Source organism: Methylobacterium sp. UNCCL125, assembly GCF_900116795.1.
Lineage (GTDB): Bacteria > Pseudomonadota > Alphaproteobacteria > Rhizobiales > Beijerinckiaceae > Methylobacterium > Methylobacterium fujisawaense.
The window spans coordinates 81734-102433 of record NZ_FPBW01000018.1 but is presented as its reverse complement, the minus strand read 5'-3'; the positions used below and the strand labels follow the sequence as shown (position 1 = coordinate 102433).

Genomic DNA, 20700 nt, shown 5'->3' with positions numbered 1-20700 from the left:
GGGCTCCCGGACCGCCCTCGTCGAGGCTGCCCCATGTTCCGCAACGACGTTCCGATCACCCCCGAGCTCGTGGCCCAGCACGGCCTGACGCCGGACGAGTACGAGCGCTTTCGCGGCCTGATCGGGCGCGACCCGACGCTGACCGAACTCGGCATCGTCTCGGCCATGTGGAACGAGCACTGTTCCTACAAGTCCTCCCGCAAGCACCTGCGCGGGCTGCCGACCTCGGCGCCGTGGGTGATCCAGGGACCGGGCGAGAACGCCGGCGTGATCGACATCGGCGACGGGCTCGCCTGCGTGTTCAAGATGGAGAGCCACAACCACCCGAGCTACATCGAGCCCTATCAGGGCGCGGCGACCGGTGTCGGCGGCATCCTGCGCGACGTGTTCACCATGGGCGCTCGGCCGATCGCGGCGCTCAACGCCCTGCGCTTCGGCTCCCCCGACCATCCGCGCACCCGCAGCCTCGTCTCCGGCGTGGTCGCGGGCGTGGGCGGCTACGGCAACTCCTTCGGCGTGCCCACCGTCGGCGGCCTGACCGGTTTCCACAAGCGCTACGACGGCAACATCCTGGTCAACGCCATGGCGGTGGGCCTCGCCCGCACCGACGGGATCTTCTACGCGGCCGCCGCCGGAATCGGGAACCCGATCGTCTATCTCGGCTCCAAGACCGGCCGCGACGGCATCCACGGCGCCACCATGGCCTCGGCCGAGTTCGACGAGGCCTCCGAGTCGAAGCGTCCGACCGTGCAGGTTGGCGATCCCTTCGCCGAGAAGCTGCTGCTCGAAGCCTGCCTGGAGCTGATGGCCTCGGGGGCGGTGATCGCCATCCAGGACATGGGCGCCGCCGGCCTCACCTGCTCGGCCGTTGAGATGGGCGCCAAGGGCGACCTCGGCGTCGAACTCGACATCGACAAGGTGCCGGCCCGCGAAGAGGGTATGACCCCCTACGAGATGATGCTCTCCGAGAGCCAGGAGCGCATGCTCATGGTGCTCAAGCCCGGCATGGAGGCGGAGGCGGAAGCCATCTTCGTGAAGTGGGGGCTCGACTTCGCGGTGATCGGCCGGACCACCGACACGCTGCGCTTCGTGATCAAGTGGCACGGGGAGACCGTGGCCGACCTGCCGATCAAGGAGCTCGGCGACGAGGCGCCGCTCTACGACCGGCCGCACCTCGCCAACACGCACCTGCCGGTGCTCGCGGCCTCCGAGGTTCCGGCCCCGGCCTCGCTCACCGACGCGCTCAAGCGCCTCGTCGGCTCCCCGGACCTCTCGTCCAAGCGGTGGGTCTTCGAGCAGTACGACCACTTCATCCTGGGCAACACCCTCCAGAAGCCCGGCGGCGACGCCGCCATCGTGCGGGTCGAGGACGGGCCGAAGGGGCTGGCGCTCACCTGCGACGTCACCCCGCGCTATTGCGAGGCCGACCCGGTCGAGGGCGGCCGGCAGGCCGTGGCCGAGGCGTGGCGCAACATCACGGCGGTCGGGGCCAAGCCGCTCGCCATCACCGACAACCTGAACTTCGGCAATCCCGAGAAGCCCGAGGTGATGGGCCAGCTCGTCGGCTGCCTGCAGGGCATCGGCGAGGCCTGCCGGGCGCTGGACTTCCCGGTCGTGTCCGGCAACGTCTCGCTCTACAACGAGACCAACGGCGTCGGCATCCTGCCGACCCCGACCATCGGCGGCGTCGGCGTGCTCGACGACGTGGCGCGCCACGCCACCATCGCCCTCAAGCGCGAGGGCGACGTGCTGGTGCTGATCGGCTCCGGCGAGGGCTGGCTTGGCCAATCCGCCTACCTGTCGGTGATCGAGGGCCGCGAGGAGGGCGCGCCGCCGCCGGTGGATCTCGCCCTGGAGCGCCGCAACGGCGACTTCGTCCGCACCCTGATCCAGTCGGGCGCCGTCGACACGGTCCACGACCTTTCCGACGGCGGCCTCGCGGTGGCCCTCGCCGAGATGGCGATGGCCGGCGGCATCGGCGCTGCCCTGCCCGAGGTGCCGGTGGATCTCGCCCCCCACGCCTACCTGTTCGGCGAGGACCAGGGCCGCTACCTGCTGGCGATCGATCCGGAAGCTGCCAGCGACCTCCTCTACAGCGCCTCGGCGCAGGGGATCGACGCGGCGGTGGTCGGCGTCACCGGCTCCGACCGTTTGACCCTGCCGGGCGGCGAGACCATATCGCTGGCCGACCTGTCCACGGCGCACGAGGGCTGGCTGCCCGCCTACATGGCGAGCCAGCCGGCCGCTCCCGCCGCCTGAACCCCCTTACGCCCAGGAGTTTGCCGATGCCGATGGATGCGGGCGAGATCGAGCGCATGATCCGCGAAGCGCTGCCGGACGCGCAGGTGGAGATCCGCGACCTCGCGGGCGATGGCGACCACTACGCTGCGACCGTCCTGTCGGCGGCCTTCAAGGGCAAGTCACGGGTGGCGCAGCACCAGATGGTCTACGGCGCCCTTCAGGGCCGGATGGGCGGCGTCCTCCACGCCCTTGCGCTGACCACGGGCGTCCCGCAGGATTAGGCCTTCTCGCGGTAGCTCTCCCGATGGATCGACCGAGCCTCTACGACGACGACATCGTGACCTCGGCCGAGGAGCAGGCTGCGGCTCTGCGCGCGCTCGGAGCCCGCAGCGACCTGTCGAATGCGGTCAACTGGGAGAATGTCGCCGAGGAGATCGAGAGCGTAGGACGGTCTCAACTTCGAGCCGTTGAGGGTTTGCTGGTCCAGGCTCTCGCCCATATGCTGAAGCGCCTATCGGCGCCGGATCTGCCCGTCACCCGCCCCTGGCGTGAGGAGACGCTGACGTTCCAAATCGCCGCGCGCAACAGGTTCGAGCGATCGATGCGGCAGCGTTTGGATTGGGACCGGATCTGGAAATCCGCAGGCGAAACCGCCAACTTGGGTCTTACGCCATACGGTGATGGCCTTCTGCCCAACCTGCCGGATAGCTGTCCGGTTGATCCGGACGAGCTTCTTTCGGCACGCTTTGATATGGACGCGATACTGCTGCAAATCGCGGAATCAAGGAAGCATACGCCAAGCTTATAAGCTTGCTGCACGATAAACCGTCACAGGACGAACGAGGACTAACTCGATGACCGACGCCAACACGACCATCCAGAACGAGATCGCCTCCCAGGACGTGGTGGTGTTCATGAAGGGCACGCCGCAGATGCCGCAATGCGGCTTCTCGGGACAGGTGGTGCAGATCCTCAACTACCTCGGCGTGCCGTTCAAGGGCGTGAACGTGCTGGCCGACCAGGGCATCCGCGAGGGCATCAAGGCCTTCTCGAACTGGCCGACCATCCCGCAGATCTACGTGAAGGGCGAGTTCGTCGGCGGCTGCGACATCACCCGCGAGATGTTCCAGTCGGGCGAGCTGCAGACCTTCCTGGCCGAGAAGGGTGTGCCGGTGAAGACCGCAGCCGCCTGATTCTTTTGGGACTGGCCGAACGGATCAGGGCGCCTGCGGGCGCCCTTTTTCGTGTGCGCGGACGGTGGCCGGGTCAGCGGGGCTCCCGCGCCACGAACAGGGCGACGCAGCCGACGACCGTGATCTCCACCGACCGGAACCGCTGATCGAGGGCCGCGCGCAGGGCCGGCAGCGTGTCGGCGCCGTTCGAGAACACCCCTTTTCGGTTGTAGACTCGCATCAGCGCCCGCGCCGCAGCCGTGGTCGGGACGCCCCCCGACAGGATCGTGGCGCCGAACACCACCCCGTCGTCCCGCAGGCACGGCCGCACCGTGTCGAAGGCCTTCGCCTTGGCGGCGATGTCGCCCGGCAGGCAGTGGAGCAGGTAGGTCATCCCGATCGAGTCGAACGGCGCGATGCCGGTGGCCGGGGCGCCGAGCACGTCGACCCGGTAGGTCTCGGGCCGGTAGCGCGCGATCCGGTCGGCCGCGAAGGCGAGGCTGTCGGCGTTGAGGTCCATCAGGCCGATGCGCGGCGCAGGCGCGGGGAAGCGGCAGCGGTCGAGATACCAGCCGGTCCCGACCCCGACGTCGCAATGCGCCAAGCCCGCGTGCCGGTCGTAGAGATCCAGGATCCGCGCCGTGGGGCAGCGCCAGATCAGCGGGTTCGACAGGCGCAGCACGACGAGGTCGTAGATCTGCAGCGTCCGCGGATTGTAGATCGCCTGCCCGGCCTGCGTGTCGGTCGTCATGGCTCTCCGTGGGGTCAGCCGTCGCCAGCGCGCATTCGCATTCGCCGGCGCGATCGCCTATATCAGACCCTTTCCAATCGTATGGATTGTTTGAACGCCATGGCGACGCCGTCGCTCGACAGCGCCCGCGCGGCCGATGCCGCGATCGAGAAGGCGCCGGATCTCCTCCCCGAGGCGCTGCCCGGCCGCCGCCCATCGCTGGTCGGCCTGACCCGCGACGCCCTCAAGGCGCAGCTCGTCGGCATGGGCGTGCCCGAGCGCGAGAGCCGGATGCGCGCCGGCCAGGTCTGGCACTGGGTCAATTTCCGCGGGGCGTCCGACTTCGCCGAGATGACCAATGTCGGCAAGGCGCTGAAGGCGCAGCTCGCCGAGCACTTCACCCTGGAGCGGCCCGAGGTGGCCAGCCGGCAGGTCTCCCGGGACGGCACCCGCAAATGGCTGCTCCGCATGGCGCCGACCAACCGGCAGGAGCACAATCGCGGCGCCGAGATCGAGTGCGTCTACATTCCCGGCCCGGACCGGGGCACGCTCTGCGTGTCCTCCCAGGTCGGCTGCACCCTGACCTGCTCGTTCTGCCACACCGGCACGCAGCGCCTCGTGCGCAACCTCTCGGCCGCCGAGATCGTGCAGCAGCTCGTCACCGCCCGGGACGAGCTCGGCGACTGGCCCGGCCAGATGCCGAGCCGCGACGCCGGCGGCTCCGGCGAGGCCGGCCGGCTCGTGACCAACATCGTTTTCATGGGCATGGGCGAGCCCCTCTACAATCTCGACGCCGTGGTGGACGCGGTGGGGGTGATGTCGGACCAGGAGGGGCTCGGCCTGTCCCGGCGGCGCATCACGGTCTCGACCTCGGGGGTCGTGCCGCAGATCCCGCGCCTCGGCGAGCAGGCCAACGCCATGCTGGCGATCTCGCTCCACGCCGTGCGCGACGACCTGCGCGACGAGCTGGTGCCGCTCAACCGGAAATACCCGATCGCCGAGCTGCTCGCCGCCTGCCGGGCCTATCCGGGCCTGAGCAACGCCCGCCGGATCACCTTCGAGTACGTGATGCTGAAGGGCGTCAACGATTCGGACGCGGACGCGCGGGAGCTGGTCCGCCTGCTCAAGGGCATCCCGGCCAAGATCAACTTGATCCCGTTCAATCCCTGGCCGGGCAGCCGCTACGAATGCTCCGACTGGGACCGGATCGAGCGCTTCTCCGAGATCGTGTTCAACGCCGGCTACGCCTCGCCGGTGCGCACGCCCCGGGGCCGGGACATCCTGGCGGCCTGCGGCCAGCTCAAGAGCGAGACCGAGAAGCTGCGCGCCCGCGCCCGGCTGATGCAGGAGGAGGGCATCGGCGTGGAGAGTTTTTACGCCGGCGCCGACGACTGAGCGACGGTCCAACGGAAGACATCCGACCCGCGCCCTCATCCTGAGGTGCGGCGAAGCCGCCTCGAAGGAGCCCTCCAGAAGCCGCTGCGATTCCTGGAGCCCTCCTTCGAGTCCTCCGCTGCGCTTCGGCACCTCAGGATGAGGGCGTGGCTGGGAATCCCGCAACACTGAACGCAGTGCCTCACGCCGCGAACCGCCGCGCCTCCGCCCGGCGCAGGGCCGGCTCCTCGGCGCCGACCCATTCCGTCCGGTGCCGCGGCAGGGCCTCCGGGTGCTCGGCCTGGAGCCACGTGATCATCGCTTCGCGGACCACGCAGCGCAGGTCCCAGGCCTGGGGCGCGTTGCGGGCGCTCACCAGCATCCGGATCTCGATCGTCGATTCCTTCGCGTCCGAGACCTGGAGGTTCACCACCTTGCCGTCCCACAGGGGCGTGGCCCTGGCGATCTCGGCGAGCTTCTCGCGCATCGCCGCGACGGGCGCCCGGTGGTCGACGTAGACGAACACGCTGCCGATCAGCGAGGCGCCGTCGCGGGTCCAGTTCTGAAACGGCTTCTGGATGAAGTAGGTCAGCGGCAGGACCAGCCGGCGCCAGTCCCAGAGGCGGACCACCACGTAGGTGGCGGTGATCTCCTCCACCCAGCCCCACTCGTTCTCGACGATGATCGCGTCCTCGATCCGGATCGGCTGGGTGATGGCGATCTGGATGCCGGCCACGAGGTTCGACAGGACCGGCTGCATGGCCAGCCCGAGGACGAAGCCCGCCGCGCCCGCCGAGGCCAGCAGGCTGACCCCGTACTGGCGCACCGGCTCGAAGGTCATCAGCGCCACCGAGAGGGTGATCAGCGCCACCAGCGTCACGCCGGCCCGCTCCAGGATGCGCATCTGGGTGAAGTGCTTGCGCGCCAGCAGGTTGTCCTCGGCGTCGAGCTTGAACCGGCGCAGGTAGATGACAGTGGCGATGTGGAGCGCGGTGGCGCAGCACCAGCCGGTCAGCGTCACGAAGGCCACCAGCAGGATCTGGTTGAGGGCGATCCGCACCTCCCAGGACAGATGCACCGTGGTCGAGGCGAGGCTGATCGCCACCACGATCAGGCCGAGGCGGCTCGGCCCGCGGGTACGCGAGACCAGCGAGCGCCAGAACAGGCTCTTGCCCGAGACCGCCCGCTTCATCGCCCGGTAGACGACCCCGTGCAGGGGCATCACCACGGCGCAGCAGGCGACGATGAGGATCAGGCTCTCGGCCCACCACGGCAGGTAGGCCAGCGCGCGGGCTGCGGAGCCGGCGAGCGCGTCGAGGTCCGGCATCGGGCATCGCTCCACGGGTTCCGAACGGGACCTGTGGGAATGGACGGGCGATTACGGGGGTTCCGCGACGCACCATGTGCCCGCCGCAACGCAGCGGCCCGGCCCGGCGGGTTGCGCCGTCGCGTCCGAGGCGGGTCCGGACGAGGGCTTCAGCACCGACGTCCTCGCCAGCGCAGTGCTCGAACGCCGCCCGTCCTACTTCGCCGTCCCGACCGTCACGCTGCCCGAGGCGGTCCGGCCGAACCGGGCGGGCCGGTACATGTCCTCCACGGTGGCACCCGGATGGACGTAGGTCCCCGGGGAGACCGCCCGCACCGTGTAGGCCACCGTGAAGAAGGCCGATTGGCTCGGGTCACGGTCGTAGGCCGCCACGAACCGGTCGTCCCGGAACTCGGTGTGGACCGGCTGCACGTCCGACTTGGCGAAGGCGAGCCCCTGGAGCGCGTCGGCGTCCAGCAGCTTCGGATTGTCGATCTCCAGCCCCGCCGGCAGCGGATCGACCAGCAGGAGCCGCGCCGCCTCCGCCTTGGCCTCCGTGACCTTGAGCACCACCACGAGCCGGTCGTTCTGGCGCAGGCCGCTCGCCGGGTCGACGGTGCTGCCGTCGAGGCGGCGGAAGCTGCGCTCGATCGTGTAGCCCTGCGACGACGCCGGCTCCGGTACCAGGGGGCTGCCGTTGACGGTCACGGCCACCTGCACAGGCGCGCGGCCGGTATTGGTGAGCTGAACGCCCCGGTCGGCCAGGGCCGCCTCCCGGTAGACCCGGGCCAGCATTCCGGTCTGCGGGGCGCCGTCCACGGTGAACGACAGGGCGCCCGCCTCGTTCGACAGGCTCTCGGCGGCGAGGACCATCCAGGCATTCTCCTGCGTGCTCGTCGAGCGCTCGGCCTGCTGCTCCTCGCCGAGCACGGAAGCGGCGGGGCCCAGCGCCCCCTGCGCCAGCCCGCTCTCGGCGGCGAGCGTGATCAGCCCGGCCCCGTCGCGCAGGCGGGAGCCGTAATCGGCGCGATAGACTCCCTTGTCGCGGTCGGCGCGCAGCAGGGTGAGCGCCGAGTCCATCGTCTTGGCGGCCCGTCCGCGGTCGCCCAGCAGAGCCAGGGCGGCGGCGAGTTGCGCCCGCCCGAGGGCGGAGGAGAAGTCGCCGATCTTGGTGTCGGCGAGGTAGCGCAGGTCGCCCATCACCGGTCGGCCGTTCCGGGCGAGCACGTAAGCCGCGTAGGCGAGGTCGGCGCCGCCGTTGCGCACCTCGGTGGCGTTGGCCACGGCGTTGCGCAGGTAGTCCAACGCCTGGGCGAAGGCCTTCTGCGGCACCGCGAAGTTGCGCTCGCGGGCGCGGGTGAGGAAGTCGGTCACGTAGGCGTCGAGCCAGAGGTCGCTCGATCCCTGCGCCGACCAGAGGCCGAAATCGCCGCTCGAATCCTGGCGGGCGAGCAGGCGCTCGATCGATTCGCGCACCCGATCGTCGGCGCCGTTGTCGAGGGCGAGCTTCTCCAGGGCCGCAAGCTTGTTGACGTAGAGCAGCGGCATCGCCCGGCTCACCACCTGCTCGGAGCAGCCGTAGGGGTAGCGGTCGAGAGCCCGGAGCAGCGCCGCCACATCGACCCCCGGCAGGGGTGTGGCCGAGAGCGAGACGCTGCCGGTCCCCGGCTGCAGGTCGGCGAGGAGATCCGACGTCAGCGTCAGGTTCGCCCCGGGGGCGAGGCTGCGCACCGAGCGGCGCAGCAGCGCGCCGGTCCCCGGCGAGATCCCCAGGGCGAAGCTCTGGTTCAGGGTGGACGGGAGCCCGGGCCCCGACAAGGCGAGGTCGAGGCGGGCCGTGCCCGGTCCTGCGGCCGTGAGCGGGATCGCGAACTGGCCCTTGGTCCCGGCCTCCAGCCGCAGCGTCTGGCGCAGCGCGCTGGCGCCGACCACCACCGGTCCGGTCGGGCTCAGGTCGACCGTGTACTCGCCCCCCTGCCCCTCGACATTGTCGAGGGCCACGAACAGGCGCGAGCGGTCGCCGGTGTCGAGGAAGCGCGGCAGCGTGGCGCTGAGCACGACCGGGTCGCGGATGATCACGTCGGCCTGGGCCTGCCCGACCCGGTCGCCGCTCCAGGCGGTAACCATGACGCGGCCGGTGCCGTTGAAGGCCGGGATCGGGAAGGTGACGCTGGCCGCGCCGTCCGGCCCCACGGTCACGACGCCGGAATAGAGCGCCAGCGGCGCCTGGGTCGGCGGGGAATCGGCGAGCTCGCCGCCGCCCGCGTCGCCGCCGGAGCGGATCGCACCGGCCGAGCCCTGCATGCCGTCGATCAGGTAGCCGTAGAGATCGCGGACCTCCGGCCCGAGCGCCTTCTGGCCGAGGAAGTACTGGGTCGGATCCGGCGCCGCGTAGCGGGTCAGGTTGAGGATGCCGACATCAACGAGGGCCACGGTGATCCGCGCCGGCGCGCCGGATTTCAGGCCCGTGAGCTGGACCGGCAGGGTCAGGTCCTGGCGCGGGCGCGCCCGCTCCGGCGCCTTCAGGGCGACCCCGAGGCTGCGCCGCTCCCGGTCCACCGAGAACCACGCCAGACCCAGTGCCCGGCCCGGAAGGCGCTTGGCCGCTTGGTCGAGGGGCCGGTAGGCGGTGGCCACCAGGTAGGCGCCGGCGCCCCACTCGGCCTTCACCGGGATGCTGACCGTGGTGCCGCCCTCCGGCACGCTGACCTCCAGGGTCTGGTGCACGCGGTCGCTGACGACCATCAGGCTGGCCTGACCCTTGAACGTCGGGCTGAGCTTGGCCCGCAGCGTGTCGCCGGCCGCGTAGGCGGCCTTGTCGAGGGTCAGGTTGAGGAGGTCGGGCGCCTCCGCGGTCTCGGAGCCGCCCCAGCCCACCTCGAAGCCGAGGCTTGCGGTCGCCTCCGGGGCACCCGCGGCCGAGACCTCCAGCCGATAGCGGCCGAGGCCGACCGGCGCCTCGATCCGGCTCGGACCGGCGGCCGTGAGGTCGACGGTGCCGCTGGCGACGCGCCGGGCGGACTTGACTGCCTCGAACGACCAGCGCCCGTCCGCCCGATACCACTGGTAGGAGGAATCGATCCGCGACAGGGTCCAGCTCACGCCCGGCCGGGCGAGGAGCGCCCCGTCGGGCCGCGCGAACACCACGTCGAAGCCCGCGACCCCGCCCTCCTTCAGGTCGGTGAAGCCCTTGCGCAGGGCGAGGACCGGGCCGGCCGGGAGGATCGGCAGGGTCAGGCTGCGCGACAGCGCCCGGCCGCCGGGCTCGCCGACCGCCAGCGTGATCTTCGCCTCCAGGGCGCGCGGGGCCGCGACCTGGGGCACCGGCACCGTGACGGTGGCCCCGCCCTGCGCGTTCGTGGTGGCATGCTCCTGCAGTTCCTGCGTCGCCGGCTCCACGGCCTCGTCGTCGAGACCGATGGCGTAGGCCTCGAGCCCCTTGATGCCGCTGGTGGCGGCCGCCTGCACGGTCACGCTGCCCGACACGTCGAGGTCCGCCCCCGGGGCGCCGTAGAGGTAGCGGGCGGCGACATCGACCTGCGCGGCCTCGCCCCGGTTCAGGGCCGCCTGCCGGGCCTTGAGGGTCACCTCCAGCCGCTCGGGGACGTAATCCTCCACGAGGAAGCTGGTCTCGCCGATCGCGGGCGCCTTCGGGTCCGTGTAGGCCGAAACCCGCCACGTCCCGTGCATCGCCCCCGACAGGAGCGGCAGCGGCAGGGCGCGGCCGCCGAGCCCCTGGTCGGGCACCGAGACGCGCCGGTACTCGACGCCGTCCGGCCGCTTGACCACCAGGGTCAGCGGCAGGTCCGGCACGGCGGCGCCGCGGGGATCGCGCAGCAGGGCGGTGAGCTGGACGGTCTCGCCCGTGCGGTAGACCCCGCGCTCCGGGAACAGGTAGGCGTCGAGGCCGCCGGTCTCGGGCCGCCCCTTCACGCCGCGGTCGGTAAGGTCGAAGGCGCCGAGGTTGAGGTCGAGGAAGCCGTAATCGCCGCCCGCCTGGGCGACCACGAGGCTCGGCGCCAAGCCGCCCTCCCCGCGGGCGAGACCCGGATCGAAGGCGACATGCCCCTGCGAATCCGTGGTCCGCGTGCCCAGCACCTCGTTGTTGCGGGCGATCAGCCGGATCTCGGCGCCCGCCATCACCTGCGCGGAGGCCAGCGAGCGCAGGACCACGGTGACCCCGTCCCGGCCCTTGGTGGCGGTGAGTCCCAGGTCGGAGACCACGAACCACTGGGTCGCCTGCGTATCGTATTCCTCGTCGGAGGCGGCCGAGCCCGAGGGGCGGGCCAGCATCACGTAGAGGCCGGGCTCCAGCTTGCCCACGGCCTGCAGCACCGGGAAGGCGGTGACGGCCTCCTGATTGATCTCGGCCTTGGCGGTGTCGAGGGTGCCCTTCCAGACGCGCTGGCCCTTCTCGGAGGCGATCGTCCGGGCGGTCGAGCCGCTGAGCTGGCCCAGGAAGTCCTCCGACCGCAGGGTCGGCAGCAGGCTGCGGTCGCCGATGCGCAGCACCTCGACGTCGAGCTTGGGCGCGTTCACCGAGACGAGGGGCACGCCCGCCTGCCCAGTCCGGGGCAGGACGTAGTTGCGCCCGGTGAAGCGCACCTGCGGGGCGCGGTCGCGGACGTAGATCTCGTAATCGGCGGCCTTGAGCAGGCTCTCGCCGACGGCCGACGGCAGGCCGGGGCGGACCACGATGGCGTAGCGGCCGCCATGCTTGAGCCCGTCGACGCAGACCTGGGAGCCCTCCCCGGTCACCGCGGCCGCGCTGCTGCCCGAGACGGCGACGAAGGGGGCGTAGTCGGTCTTGGGCTTGATCGCCTCCGAGAAGGTGAAGCAGGCCCGCGGGGCGGCCGCGTCGGAATCGACCTTGTAGTCGAGGATGCGGAAGCCGTGCTGCGCCCGCAGGGTCTCGTAGGTCTCCCGGACCGGAGCGGTCTCGGCCAGGGCGAGGCTCGCCGCGTAGGCGTCCAGCGCCGGGCGCCAGGATTCCTGCTCGGCCTCTGCCGCCCCCAGGGCCGCCAGCGACGCCGCGGCGTCGGCGGCCGTGCCGGCGCGCTCGTAGGCGCGGTAAGCGGCGGCCGTCACCCGACCGCGCAGGCGCGACCGGCCCTGATAGTCATTGTCCTCGAGCGCGCCCAGGGCCGCCGCGGCCCCGCGCGCATAGGCCTGCCAGTTGCGCGCGTCGGCCGGGTCGGCCGCCACCGCGGCGGCGAGAGGCGCCAGCGCTTCGTCCGGCTTGTCGGCGGTGAGCAGGGCCAGCCCGGCGGCGCGGGACTGGCCGGCCGGCCGCAGCGGTCCGCCGGCTTCCGCCTTCAGCGCGGTCTCCAGGCGGACCGCCGCGCTGGCGAGGTCGGCCCGGACGAAGCTCTTCGCGAACGACGCCGATGCGGCCGACACCGCCCGTGCGGTCGTGCGGGCCGCCGGCGCGGTCTGGGCGAGGGCCGGCCCCGCGATCCATCCGAGGAGCGCCAGGGCACCCGCGAGCTGTCCGAGCCGCGCCATCAGCCTGTTCCCCAGCCTGGTTCCCGCCTGCCGCGCCCCCGATGATTCGCTTCGGGTTCGCTCATGCGGGAGCCTAGCACCGGAGGCGCGCGCCGCAACGCGTCGCCCCTCTGGCGGGCGCCGTCCGGGGCGCAGCGCGGCGGCGCTCAGAACGCCTTCAGAACCTGCTCGGTATGCTCGACGGCCACCGGTCCGGCGAAGCAGTGGGAGACCAGGGCGCGATACTCCTGCCAGGGCTGCGAGCCGGTGAAGTCCTTGGTGTGGGCCTCCAGCGTGTCCCAGTGGATCAGAAGCCGGTAGCGCTGCGGATGCTCGACGGAGCGCCGCACCTCGAAGGCCCGGCAGCCCTTGGCCGCCTTGAAGATCGCCGAGGCTTCGGTGATGCCTGCCTCGAACTCGGCCTCCATGCCGGGCTTGATCTCGATCTGCGCGATCTCGAGGATCATGGTCTGATGTCCTTGTCTCAGGTGCGGAGGGCGCGGCCGAGCTTGGCCGCCAGGATGCGATGCGGGCTTGAAGAGGGGTCGGCCTGCGCCGAGACCGGCAGATAGACGGTCTGCTCCAGCATGGAACGGCCGCCCATGGCCCCGTGCATCACGAGGTCCGAGAAAGTGCCCCAGGTCTCGCCGGGTTGGAAGTCCACGTCGGCCTGGGGCGACTCGGCCTGACAGGTCTCGTCCCGCTTCAGTGCGTCGTGCAGGTGCGGCATCAGGTGGTCGTATCCCGAGCGCTTGGCCTTGGTGACACGCAGGGCCGCGAGCAGCCGCGCCTTGAGCGGCGCGTAGCCCGGCAGCCGCGGCATAAGCCCCTCCGCCAGCGACCTGAAATCCTCGCCGATCCGCCAGCGCCGCGGCTCGCCCGCCGCCCCCGCCTCCGGCGCCCGGACGAGGAAGCCGGGCGCCTCGCCGGAGGCGATCCTGCGGATCGGGGTGATCATCGTCGGCGGACTGACGGCCGTCCTGACCCCCGGCCCCGGGCGCCGAGCCGCCGGGGGAGGCCAGGGCCGCGCATTTCCGGTGGATGACACCCGCCGTCCACCGACACGGTGCGGCCCCCCTCGCCCCTCGGCTTGCGCAACCGCTTCGTTCCCGGCACGTTCCCCCGCGAGTAACCGGCCCGAGAGCCCGGCGGAGGTTGGCGCCGATGGCGACGTTGAAGGAATTCGAAGAGGCCCTGCGCGAGCACGGCATGAACATGGCGTTGGCGCTTCTGGAGCGCCTGCGCGAGCGCGACCGCGCGACCCGGACGGTGAAGCCCGCTCGGCGCCTGACGGGTCAGAAGATGACCCCGGAGCTCGCCCGGGCGATCCTCGACCTGCACGCCACGACCGGCATGACCCAGCAGGAGATCGCCTTCAAGGTCGGGGTCAACCAGGGCCGCGTGAACGAGGTGATCAAGCGCGGCAAGTGGCTGACCGACGATCCCACGGCCCCGGAGGCCGTGGCCCGCGACAAGGCGGTCGCCCGGATGCGCGGCGACCCGAAGCCCAAGAAGCCGCCCGTTGCCCGCGCCGCCTCCGCACGGGCCAAGGAGCGTAAGGCCGCGCCGCCGAAGGCGCGCAACCAGGGTCAGCTGGCGCTGGGGGATCTGTAGGGACGGGGCCGAAGGGTTCGTTGCTCCCGACAACTCCCCTCATCCTGAGGTGACCGCGACGCGGGCCCGAAGGCGGGCTCCAGGGATCGCGCGGCTGGCTGGACGTCTCCTTCGAGGCGGCCGCTGCGCGTCCGCACCTCAGGATGAGGAGGGATGGCTGGATGACGGCCTCGGGCCGCGCCGGCCCCTCACCCGGCCGGCGCGAAATGGCCCCGGTAGCGCGCGCCGATCACCTCCACCGGCAGCGTCACGAACACGTCCGTCGTGCCGAACTGGTGGTCGATCACCGCGCCGTCGCCGAAGGTCGCGCCGAGGCGCAGGTAGCCCTTGATCAGCGGCGGCAGGGCGTGAAGCGCGGCCTTCGTGTCCACGGCCTCCTTCGGCATCCGGTCCATCGCCACGGCACGCTTCGGCAGCGCCCGGGCCCGCCAGCCCTCCGGCGCGCGGGCATGGTGGTGCAGGAAGGCGAGCGGCAGGGCCAGCCGGTCCGGATCGGTGCCCTCCAGGCTGGCGCAGCCGATCAGCGCGTCGATCTTGTGGTGCAGGACGTAGGCGTAGATCCCCTGCCAGAGCAGCTCGACAGTGCGCTTGCTCCGGTACGGCTTGAGCACGCAGGAACGGCCGAGTTCCAGGAGCCGCCGATGCCCCTGGGCGGCCAGCAGCGGTGCGAGGTCGTACTCGCTCTCGGAATAGAAGCCGGTATGCCGCTCGGCCACCGCGCCGCGCAGCAACCGGTAGGTGCCGACGACCTTCGGACGCGGCTCGACGAAGGGCTTCTTCCGCTTCGGGGCGGCATGGTCGAGGACGAGGAGGTGATCGCAGACCGCGTCGTAGCTGTCGACGTCGCGCCGGGACAGGGCGGCGAGCCCGGAGGGCACCGCCGACATCTCCTCGTAGAAGACCTTGTAGCGCAGCCGCTGCGCCCGCCGGATCTCGGATTTCCGCGTCGCCAGCCGCACCTCCAGGCTGCCGATGCGGCCGAGGCTGCGCCCCTCGAACGGCTCCGGCAGGCGGATAGCCCGCTCGGCCGAGAGGAGATCGGCGATTCCGTTCGCCCCCTCGACGCCCGGGAGCGGCATCGACCGGCGGCGCAGCTTCGCGATCGGCGCGCCGACTCCCCATTGCACGCCCTTGTGCCAGCCGGTTCCGAGCGCGCTGTAGGCTCCGCGGGCGAGATTGGCGACCATGGTCGGGTTCACTCCGGGTGCGCGTCCGTGCACCGTCGAATCCGACACAGAGCACGAAGGGCACACGCCATTATGACAGCCCGCGCAAGAAAGCGCCCCGGCCGGGGCCGGGGCGCTCCATCAACCTGACGGTTCCGCGCGGGCGCGGGATCAGGCGGCCTGCGGGACCGCGTCCTTGCGGACATCGCCCTCGATCACCGGGGCGCTCGGGCGCGCCGCCGTGGCGATCTCGATGCGGCGGGGCTTCTTCGCCTCCGGAACCTCGCGGACGAGGTCGATGTGGAGGAGGCCGTTCTCGAGCGCCGCACCCGTCACCTGGACGTGGTCGGCGAGCTGGAACCGGCGCTCGAAGGCGCGGGCCGCGATGCCCTGGTGCAGGAACTCCGCCCTGCCCTCGGCCTTGCGCTCGCCCTTCAGCGTGAGGGCGTTCTCCCGCACCTCGATCGACAGGTCGGACTCGGTGAAGCCGGCGACCGCGACGGTGATGCGGTAGGCATTCTCGCCGGTCCGCTCGATGTTGTAAGGCGGATAGGTCGGGGCCGCCTCGGCGCTCGCGAACTGGTCGAGGGCGGAAAACAGGCGGTCGAAGCCGACGGTGGAACGGTACAGGGGAGCGAGATCGAACTGACGCATGACATATCCTCGTGTGAGCAACATGCAATTCCGGTCCGCCCGATGGGCCGGACCCGTCTTTCGTGCCGCCTGACGGCCGGCACAGACGAGATATCGGAGGGGGAAAATCGCCCTTCAAGACCCCGGGCGATGGCAGGAATCGCAATTTTTTCGCTACGGTCCGCGGGTGCAGCGGGCGGTGCACGGACGCGCTGAGGTGAGGCCAGTGAGACGCTTCGACGGTGGTACCGGGCGCGAGCCGCCGCTCCTGACCCTGCGCAGCACGCCCGACAATCCGGTCCCGCCGGGCGGCACGCTGATCGCGGTCGGCACGCGCGACGATTGCACCCTGCGGGCGGCCTACTGGCAGACGACGGCGCGCACCTGCCGGGGTACGGTCTGCCTGCTCCAGGGCCGGGCCGAGTTCATCGAGAAGTACTACGAGACGATCCACGAGCTGCGGGCGCGGGGCTTCGCGGTCGTCGCCTTCGACTGGCGCGGCCAGGGCGAGTCGGACCGGCGGGTGGACAATCCCCACAAGGGCCACGTCGCCCGGTTCGACGATTACCGCCTCGACCTGCGGGCCGTGGCCGAGACCGTCCTGGTGCCCCTGATGCCCGAGCCCCATGTCGGCCTCGCGCATTCCATGGGCGGATGCGTCGCTCTCCTGGGCGCCCTGGACGGCTGGCTGCCGTTCCGGCGGCTGGTGACCGTGGCCCCGATGCTGTCGATCCGGATGATCCGCTGGCCGGCCGGCGCCGCGCTGCTGTCGCAGGGCCTGCACCGTCTGGGCCTCGGGAGCCGGTACATCCCGCTCGGCAAGCCGGTCTCGATCGCCACCAACCCCTTCGCCGGCAACAGGCTGTCGCGGGATCCGGTCCGCTACGCCCGCAATGCCGCGGCGGCCCGGGAGGTCGGCGCCGGCGCGGTCGGCGATCCGACGATCGCGTGGCTCGCCGAGGCGTTCCGCGCGATGGCGCGCCTGCGCGACCCGCGGGCGGCGCCGCGGATCACGCTGCCGACCCTGATCGTCGCGGCGGGGGCCGACCCGGTTTGCGGCACGCCGGACACCGAGCGCTTCGCGGCCCGTTTGAAGGCCGGCCATATCCTGGTCCTGCCGGATTCCCGGCACGAGATCCTCACCGAGCGGGACGCGATCCGGCAGGATTTCTGGGCGGCCTTCGAGGCCTTCGTGCCGGGCTCGCCCCTGCCGAGCCACGCCGAGGTCGAGGCGCACGCAGTCGCGGTGCCGGTCGCCTGAGGCGTCAGCCGGCCAGATCCGGGTCGATGTCCCGCGGGCGCACGAACCGCTCCAGGCGTCCCCGGCCCGGCGCGACCTCGGCCCAGAGGTCGCCCGCGAAGTCGATCACCGCGTAGGCCGCGGTCGGGAATTCCAGGGCGAGGCGGTCCCGCGCCGCCCGCGGCCCCGCCCCCGCCAGACCCGCCGCGAGGTCGCCGAGTCCCGGATTGTGGCCGACGACGATCACCGTGCCGGCGGTGTCGGGCGCCTCCCGGATCACCGCGAGGATCCGCTGCGCCGGCGCCTCGTAGATCTCGGGCCGCCAGCGCGTCTCGGGATTGCCGAGCGTGGCCGCCATCGCCTCCCAGGTCTCGCGCGTCCGTGCAGCGGTCGAGACCAGGGCGAGATCCGGGCAGAGGCCTTCCCGCGCGAGGTGGGCGCCCACCGCCGGGGCCGCCCGCCGGCCGCGGGCATTGAGCGGGCGCTCGTGGTCCGCCACGCCCGGCGGACGGTCGGACTTCGCGTGCCGCAACAGGATCAGCCTGCGCATAAGCGAACCTCTGATGCGAATCTCTGGGCCGATCCCGGGGCTTTGAGCCACCGGATTCCTGGCGCCCATCTCCCCATCCGGTTAGCCGAAAGCGCCGCGTGCGGGAACCTCGGATTTGCCCGCCCCGTTCCGAAGGCGGGCCGTCCGCGCACGGCACGGCATGGCACGGCGTGGCACGGCATGCGGCGCGACGGTCTCCGACCAGGAGTCTGCCCGACCAGGAGTCTGCCCGATGGACCGATCCCACCGCGTCACCGAGATCCTGTCGTGGTACGGGGCCGACAGCCCCGGGACGCTCGCCAACCTCGCCCGGATGCTGGAGCACGGAAAGCTCGGCGGCACCGGCAAGATGCTGATCCTGCCGGTGGACCAGGGTTTCGAGCACGGCCCCGCCCGCAGCTTCGGCCCGAATCCGCCAGCCTACGACCCGCTGTACCATTTCGAGTTGGCCCTGGCGGCGGGGTGCAACGCCTACGCGGCGCCGCTCGGCTTCCTGGAGGCGGGGGCGCGGGACTATGCCGGGCGCATCCCCTTGATCCTCAAGCTCAACGACCACGACCTCCTGGCCGACGAGGACGATCCCGAGCAGGCGATCACCGGCTCGGTGGCGGACGCCCTGCGGCTCGGTGCCTGCGCCGTCGGCTTCACGATCTATCCGGGCTCCGCCCACCGCAACGCCATGTACGGTCAGATTCGGGCGATCGCCGAAGAGGCCAAGAGCGTCGGGCTCGCCGTGGTGATCTGGTCCTACGCCCGCGGCTCGGCCCTGTCGAAGGCGGGCGAGACCGCCATCGACGTCATCGGCTACGCGGCGCAGATCGCCGCGCAGCTCGGCGCGCACATCATCAAGGTGAAGCTGCCCACCGCCCATATCGAGCAGCCGGCGGCCAAGAAGGTCTACGAAGCCACCGGCATCCCGATCGGCACCGTGGCCGAGCGCGTCCGCCACGTGGTGCAATGCGCCTTCAACGGCCGGCGGATCGTGATCTTCTCCGGCGGTGCCCACGCCGAGGAGGCTCCCTTCCTCGACGAGATCCGCGCCATCCAGGCGGGCGGCGGCTTCGGCTCGATCGTGGGCCGCAACGCCTTCCAGCGCTCGAAGGCGGACGCCCTGTCGCTGCTCGGCACGATCACCGACATCTACGCGGGCGGCTGAGCTTGGCCCGCGCCGTCAGCCGCCGTCGCGGGCCAGCCGGGCGAGTCCGTCGCGGGTCGGCCCGGCCGGCCTCCAGCCGAGGGCCGCGAGGCCGTCGGCGTGGGCGACGAGCCCCTCGGCGACGCGGGCGAACTGCGTGTCCCGGCCGGTCAGCCGGCAGGCCAGCTTGATGAGCCCGGCCGGCACCGGGACGAGGCCCGGGCCGCGGCCGAGGCCCTGGCGGAGGGACGCGATCATCTCGGGCAGGCTGAGCGGATCCGGGTCGGCGGCGATGAGGGCGCGGTTCAGGGGGCCGGGCGCTGCCAGCGCCGCGTCCACGGCGCCCGACAGGCTCTCCAGGGAGATCAGCGAGCGCCGCGCCGCGAGGCCGCCCAGCGGCAGCGGATAGGGGCTGCGCGCCAGCCGCAGCAGGGCGGCCATGTTGCCCTTCACGCCCGCCCCGTAGACGAGGACCGGGCGCAGGGCGACCCAGTCCAGCCCGGTCTCGGCGAGCGCTCGTTCGGCCTCCAGCTTGGAGCGGCCGTAGGCGTCGGTGGGCCGGGGCGGATCGCCCTCCCCGACCACGCCCGGTGCGCTCGCCCCGACCTGGGCGCGGATCGAGGACAGGAACACGAAGCGGCGCACCTTCGCGCGCGCCGCCGCCTCCGCGAGCTTGCGCGTCGCCTCGGTGTTGAGCGTCCGGTAATCGTCCTCCGGGGCGCCCGACGGCGTCGGGCCGAGGTTGGCGTGGGCGAGGCCCGCCGAGTGCACCACCGCGTCGACGCCGCTGAGGGCCGCCGCCATGTTGATCGGGCGCGTCAGGTCGCCGACCACCGCGCTCGCGGCGCCCTCCGGCACGCTCGTCGGCCGGCGCAGCAGCACGCGGACCCGGTAGCCGCGCGCGGTGAGGTCGGCGAGCAGATGCCGGCCGATGAAGCCGGTCGCCCCGGTGAGCGCGATGAGTCCGGTCACGGCTGAGCGGCACCTTCGGCTGGGGCCGGCGCCGGGGCGCGGGCGAAGCGGCGGAGCAGGGCGGCGACCAGGGCGAGCCCGGCTGCCAGGGCGGCGAGCGTGACCGGCCAGGACGGCCAAAGCAAGGTCGCGGCGGCGAGCGCCGCCAGGGCGAGATTGGCCGCAAACACCCGGCCCACCACGCCGGGGACGCTGAGCCCGTTGACGGTGGCCCGCTGGTAATGGTGACCGCGATGGGCTTCCCAGACCCGCTCGCCCCGCGCCGCCCGGGCGCCGAGGGTCAGGCTGGCATCGGCGAGATAGACGAGCGGCAGCAGCAGGGCCGCGGCGAGGCCGCCCGCCAGGGCCAGCTGGCACAGCAGCCAGGCGGTGACGAGCCCGATCGGCAGCGAGCCGACATCCCCGAGGAAGAGCTTTGCGACCGGCCGGTTGAACGGCGCGAAGCCGAGCACCGCCCCCAGGAGGCTCGCCGCAACCAGCGTCGGCAGCGGCGGCAGGCGCCCGGCGAGGCCGAACAGTAGGAGCGCGCCCGCCACCGGGACGATCTCCGCCACCGTCATCCAGTCGAGCCCGTCCATGAAGTTCGTCAGGTTGACGAACCACAGGCCCGCCAGCAGCGCGAGGCCGCGCTCCAGCCAGAGTGGCAGACCGGGCAGCAAGCGCCCGTCCACGTGCCAGACCAGCAGGCCGACCACCAGAGCCTGCACGGCGAGCCGCAGCGCGGCCGGCAGCGGCCGGATGTCGTCCACCGCACCGAGGAGCGCCAGGGCCAGGGCGCAGCCGGAAAGCCAGATCCAGTCCGGACGGCCTCCGATCTCCGGCGCCGCGATCAGCAGGCCCGAGATCGTGACGAACGCCGTGACCACGGCGATTCCGCCCCCCTGCGGGGTCGGCACGGTGTGGCTCGAGCGGGCATTCGGCCGGGCCAGGGCGTATCGCTGCAGCAGCGGGCGCAGGCGCAGGATCAGGCCCGCCGAGAGGGCGGCGGCAAGGGGAACCGCCAGCAGCAGGATCGTGGGCAGGGCGGACGGCATTTCGGACGGCATGGCGCCGTCCTACGCGATCTGCCGCCCAACCGTCAGG

17 protein-coding genes and 1 pseudogene are annotated in these 20700 nt (G+C 72.0%); 8 read left to right on the top strand and 10 right to left on the bottom strand.

What is annotated here, in order from left to right:
- Positions 1-33 precede the first annotated feature (33 nt).
- The 4 genes from purL to grxD are packed head-to-tail and all read left to right on the top strand — an operon-like array spanning position 34 to position 3434.
- Positions 34-2259 carry a phosphoribosylformylglycinamidine synthase subunit PurL gene (gene purL / locus BM396_RS19120; RefSeq protein ID WP_043383518.1) on the top strand — a complete coding sequence of 742 codons (2226 nt, stop codon included), beginning with the start codon at positions 34-36 and terminating at the stop codon, positions 2257-2259.
- 26 nt (positions 2260-2285) lie between these two features.
- Entirely contained in the window at positions 2286-2522 is a 237-nt protein-coding gene (locus BM396_RS19115) for a BolA family protein (protein WP_043383516.1), read from the top strand.
- A 23-nt stretch (positions 2523-2545) separates the two neighbouring features.
- Positions 2546-3049 (top strand): DUF29 family protein, encoded by a 504-nt coding sequence (locus BM396_RS19110; RefSeq protein WP_081948682.1) that lies wholly within the window; start codon positions 2546-2548, stop codon positions 3047-3049.
- Between the two features lie 46 nt (positions 3050-3095).
- A complete protein-coding gene (gene grxD, locus BM396_RS19105; RefSeq protein ID WP_043347809.1) occupies positions 3096-3434 on the top strand; it encodes a Grx4 family monothiol glutaredoxin in 339 nt (112 codons plus the stop codon).
- A 73-nt stretch (positions 3435-3507) separates the two neighbouring features.
- Here the strand turns inward: grxD and BM396_RS19100 are convergent, their stop codons facing one another.
- Positions 3508-4164, bottom strand: a complete 657-nt coding sequence (locus BM396_RS19100) for a class I SAM-dependent methyltransferase (RefSeq protein WP_043383510.1) — start codon at positions 4162-4164, stop codon at positions 3508-3510.
- Between the two features lie 99 nt (positions 4165-4263).
- Here BM396_RS19100 and rlmN point away from each other — a divergent pair, with 99 nt between their 5' ends.
- Positions 4264-5538 carry a dual-specificity RNA methyltransferase RlmN gene (gene rlmN / locus BM396_RS19095; RefSeq protein WP_043383507.1) on the top strand — a complete coding sequence of 425 codons (1275 nt, stop codon included), beginning with the start codon at positions 4264-4266 and terminating at the stop codon, positions 5536-5538.
- 181 nt (positions 5539-5719) lie between these two features.
- Here rlmN and BM396_RS19090 read toward each other — a convergent pair whose 3' ends face one another.
- From BM396_RS19090 to BM396_RS19075, 4 genes and pseudogenes are all read right to left on the bottom strand, one after another.
- Entirely contained in the window at positions 5720-6844 is a 1125-nt protein-coding gene (locus BM396_RS19090; RefSeq protein ID WP_043383504.1) for a mechanosensitive ion channel family protein, read from the bottom strand.
- Between the two features lie 195 nt (positions 6845-7039).
- Complete coding sequence (locus BM396_RS19085; RefSeq protein WP_043383501.1) at positions 7040-12328, bottom strand: alpha-2-macroglobulin family protein; 5289 nt, start codon at positions 12326-12328, stop codon at positions 7040-7042.
- Between the two features lie 146 nt (positions 12329-12474).
- Entirely contained in the window at positions 12475-12774 is a 300-nt protein-coding gene (locus tag BM396_RS19080) for an antibiotic biosynthesis monooxygenase family protein (protein WP_043347845.1), read from the bottom strand.
- 17 nt (positions 12775-12791) lie between these two features.
- A pseudogene (locus tag BM396_RS19075) lies at positions 12792-13193 on the bottom strand (Kdo hydroxylase family protein); the annotation flags it as partial.
- 278 nt (positions 13194-13471) lie between these two features.
- Here BM396_RS19075 and BM396_RS19070 point away from each other — a divergent pair.
- Positions 13472-13921 carry a DNA-directed RNA polymerase sigma-70 factor gene (locus BM396_RS19070; protein WP_043347847.1) on the top strand — a complete coding sequence of 150 codons (450 nt, stop codon included), beginning with the start codon at positions 13472-13474 and terminating at the stop codon, positions 13919-13921.
- A gap of 188 nt (positions 13922-14109) precedes the next feature.
- On the opposite strand, the gene BM396_RS19065 is transcribed toward BM396_RS19070, so the two are convergent.
- On the bottom strand, positions 14110-15108 hold the full coding sequence (locus BM396_RS19065; RefSeq protein WP_043383548.1) for a l-ornithine N(alpha)-acyltransferase: 999 nt from the start codon (positions 15106-15108) through the stop codon (positions 14110-14112).
- Positions 15109-15258: 150 nt separating this feature from the next.
- Positions 15259-15741 (bottom strand): Hsp20 family protein, encoded by a 483-nt coding sequence (locus BM396_RS19060; protein WP_043383498.1) that lies wholly within the window; start codon positions 15739-15741, stop codon positions 15259-15261.
- Positions 15742-15946: 205 nt separating this feature from the next.
- Between BM396_RS19060 and BM396_RS19055 the strand changes: the two genes are divergently transcribed.
- Entirely contained in the window at positions 15947-16981 is a 1035-nt protein-coding gene (locus tag BM396_RS19055; protein ID WP_051044692.1) for an alpha/beta fold hydrolase, read from the top strand.
- Positions 16982-16985: 4 nt separating this feature from the next.
- On the opposite strand, the gene BM396_RS19050 is transcribed toward BM396_RS19055, so the two are convergent.
- Complete coding sequence (locus BM396_RS19050; RefSeq protein ID WP_043347854.1) at positions 16986-17510, bottom strand: SixA phosphatase family protein; 525 nt, start codon at positions 17508-17510, stop codon at positions 16986-16988.
- A 232-nt stretch (positions 17511-17742) separates the two neighbouring features.
- Between BM396_RS19050 and BM396_RS19045 the strand changes: the two genes are divergently transcribed.
- Positions 17743-18666 (top strand): class I fructose-bisphosphate aldolase, encoded by a 924-nt coding sequence (locus BM396_RS19045; protein ID WP_043383495.1) that lies wholly within the window; start codon positions 17743-17745, stop codon positions 18664-18666.
- Between the two features lie 15 nt (positions 18667-18681).
- On the opposite strand, the gene BM396_RS19040 is transcribed toward BM396_RS19045, so the two are convergent.
- Both BM396_RS19040 and BM396_RS19035 read right to left on the bottom strand, forming a co-directional pair.
- Positions 18682-19617 (bottom strand): NAD-dependent epimerase/dehydratase family protein, encoded by a 936-nt coding sequence (locus BM396_RS19040; RefSeq protein WP_043383492.1) that lies wholly within the window; start codon positions 19615-19617, stop codon positions 18682-18684.
- The gene (locus tag BM396_RS19035; RefSeq protein WP_043347861.1) at positions 19614-20651 is read right to left on the bottom strand and encodes an MraY family glycosyltransferase; all 1038 of its coding nucleotides are present in this window, start codon (positions 20649-20651) and stop codon (positions 19614-19616) included. Before BM396_RS19035 ends, BM396_RS19040 begins: the two co-directional genes overlap by 4 nt.
- Positions 20652-20700: the final 49 nt, after the last annotated feature.

What these genes read in the sequence shown, in the direction of transcription:
- purL (WP_043383518.1), top strand. Translation starts at nt 34, where the DNA reads ATGTTCCGCAACGACGTTCCGATCACCCCCGAGCTCGTGGCCCAGCAC.
- BM396_RS19115 (WP_043383516.1), top strand. Translation starts at nt 2,286, where the DNA reads ATGCCGATGGATGCGGGCGAGATCGAGCGCATGATCCGCGAAGCGCTG.
- BM396_RS19110 (WP_081948682.1), top strand. Translation starts at nt 2,546, where the DNA reads ATGGATCGACCGAGCCTCTACGACGACGACATCGTGACCTCGGCCGAG.
- grxD (WP_043347809.1), top strand. Translation starts at nt 3,096, where the DNA reads ATGACCGACGCCAACACGACCATCCAGAACGAGATCGCCTCCCAGGAC.
- BM396_RS19100 (WP_043383510.1), bottom strand. Translation starts at nt 4,164, where the DNA reads ATGACGACCGACACGCAGGCCGGGCAGGCGATCTACAATCCGCGGACG.
- rlmN (WP_043383507.1), top strand. Translation starts at nt 4,264, where the DNA reads ATGGCGACGCCGTCGCTCGACAGCGCCCGCGCGGCCGATGCCGCGATC.
- BM396_RS19090 (WP_043383504.1), bottom strand. Translation starts at nt 6,844, where the DNA reads ATGCCGGACCTCGACGCGCTCGCCGGCTCCGCAGCCCGCGCGCTGGCC.
- BM396_RS19085 (WP_043383501.1), bottom strand. Translation starts at nt 12,328, where the DNA reads ATGGCGCGGCTCGGACAGCTCGCGGGTGCCCTGGCGCTCCTCGGATGG.
- BM396_RS19080 (WP_043347845.1), bottom strand. Translation starts at nt 12,774, where the DNA reads ATGATCCTCGAGATCGCGCAGATCGAGATCAAGCCCGGCATGGAGGCC.
- BM396_RS19070 (WP_043347847.1), top strand. Translation starts at nt 13,472, where the DNA reads ATGGCGACGTTGAAGGAATTCGAAGAGGCCCTGCGCGAGCACGGCATG.
- BM396_RS19065 (WP_043383548.1), bottom strand. Translation starts at nt 15,108, where the DNA reads ATGGTCGCCAATCTCGCCCGCGGAGCCTACAGCGCGCTCGGAACCGGC.
- BM396_RS19060 (WP_043383498.1), bottom strand. Translation starts at nt 15,741, where the DNA reads ATGCGTCAGTTCGATCTCGCTCCCCTGTACCGTTCCACCGTCGGCTTC.
- BM396_RS19050 (WP_043347854.1), bottom strand. Translation starts at nt 17,510, where the DNA reads ATGCGCAGGCTGATCCTGTTGCGGCACGCGAAGTCCGACCGTCCGCCG.
- BM396_RS19045 (WP_043383495.1), top strand. Translation starts at nt 17,743, where the DNA reads ATGGACCGATCCCACCGCGTCACCGAGATCCTGTCGTGGTACGGGGCC.
- BM396_RS19035 (WP_043347861.1), bottom strand. Translation starts at nt 20,651, where the DNA reads ATGCCGTCCGCCCTGCCCACGATCCTGCTGCTGGCGGTTCCCCTTGCC.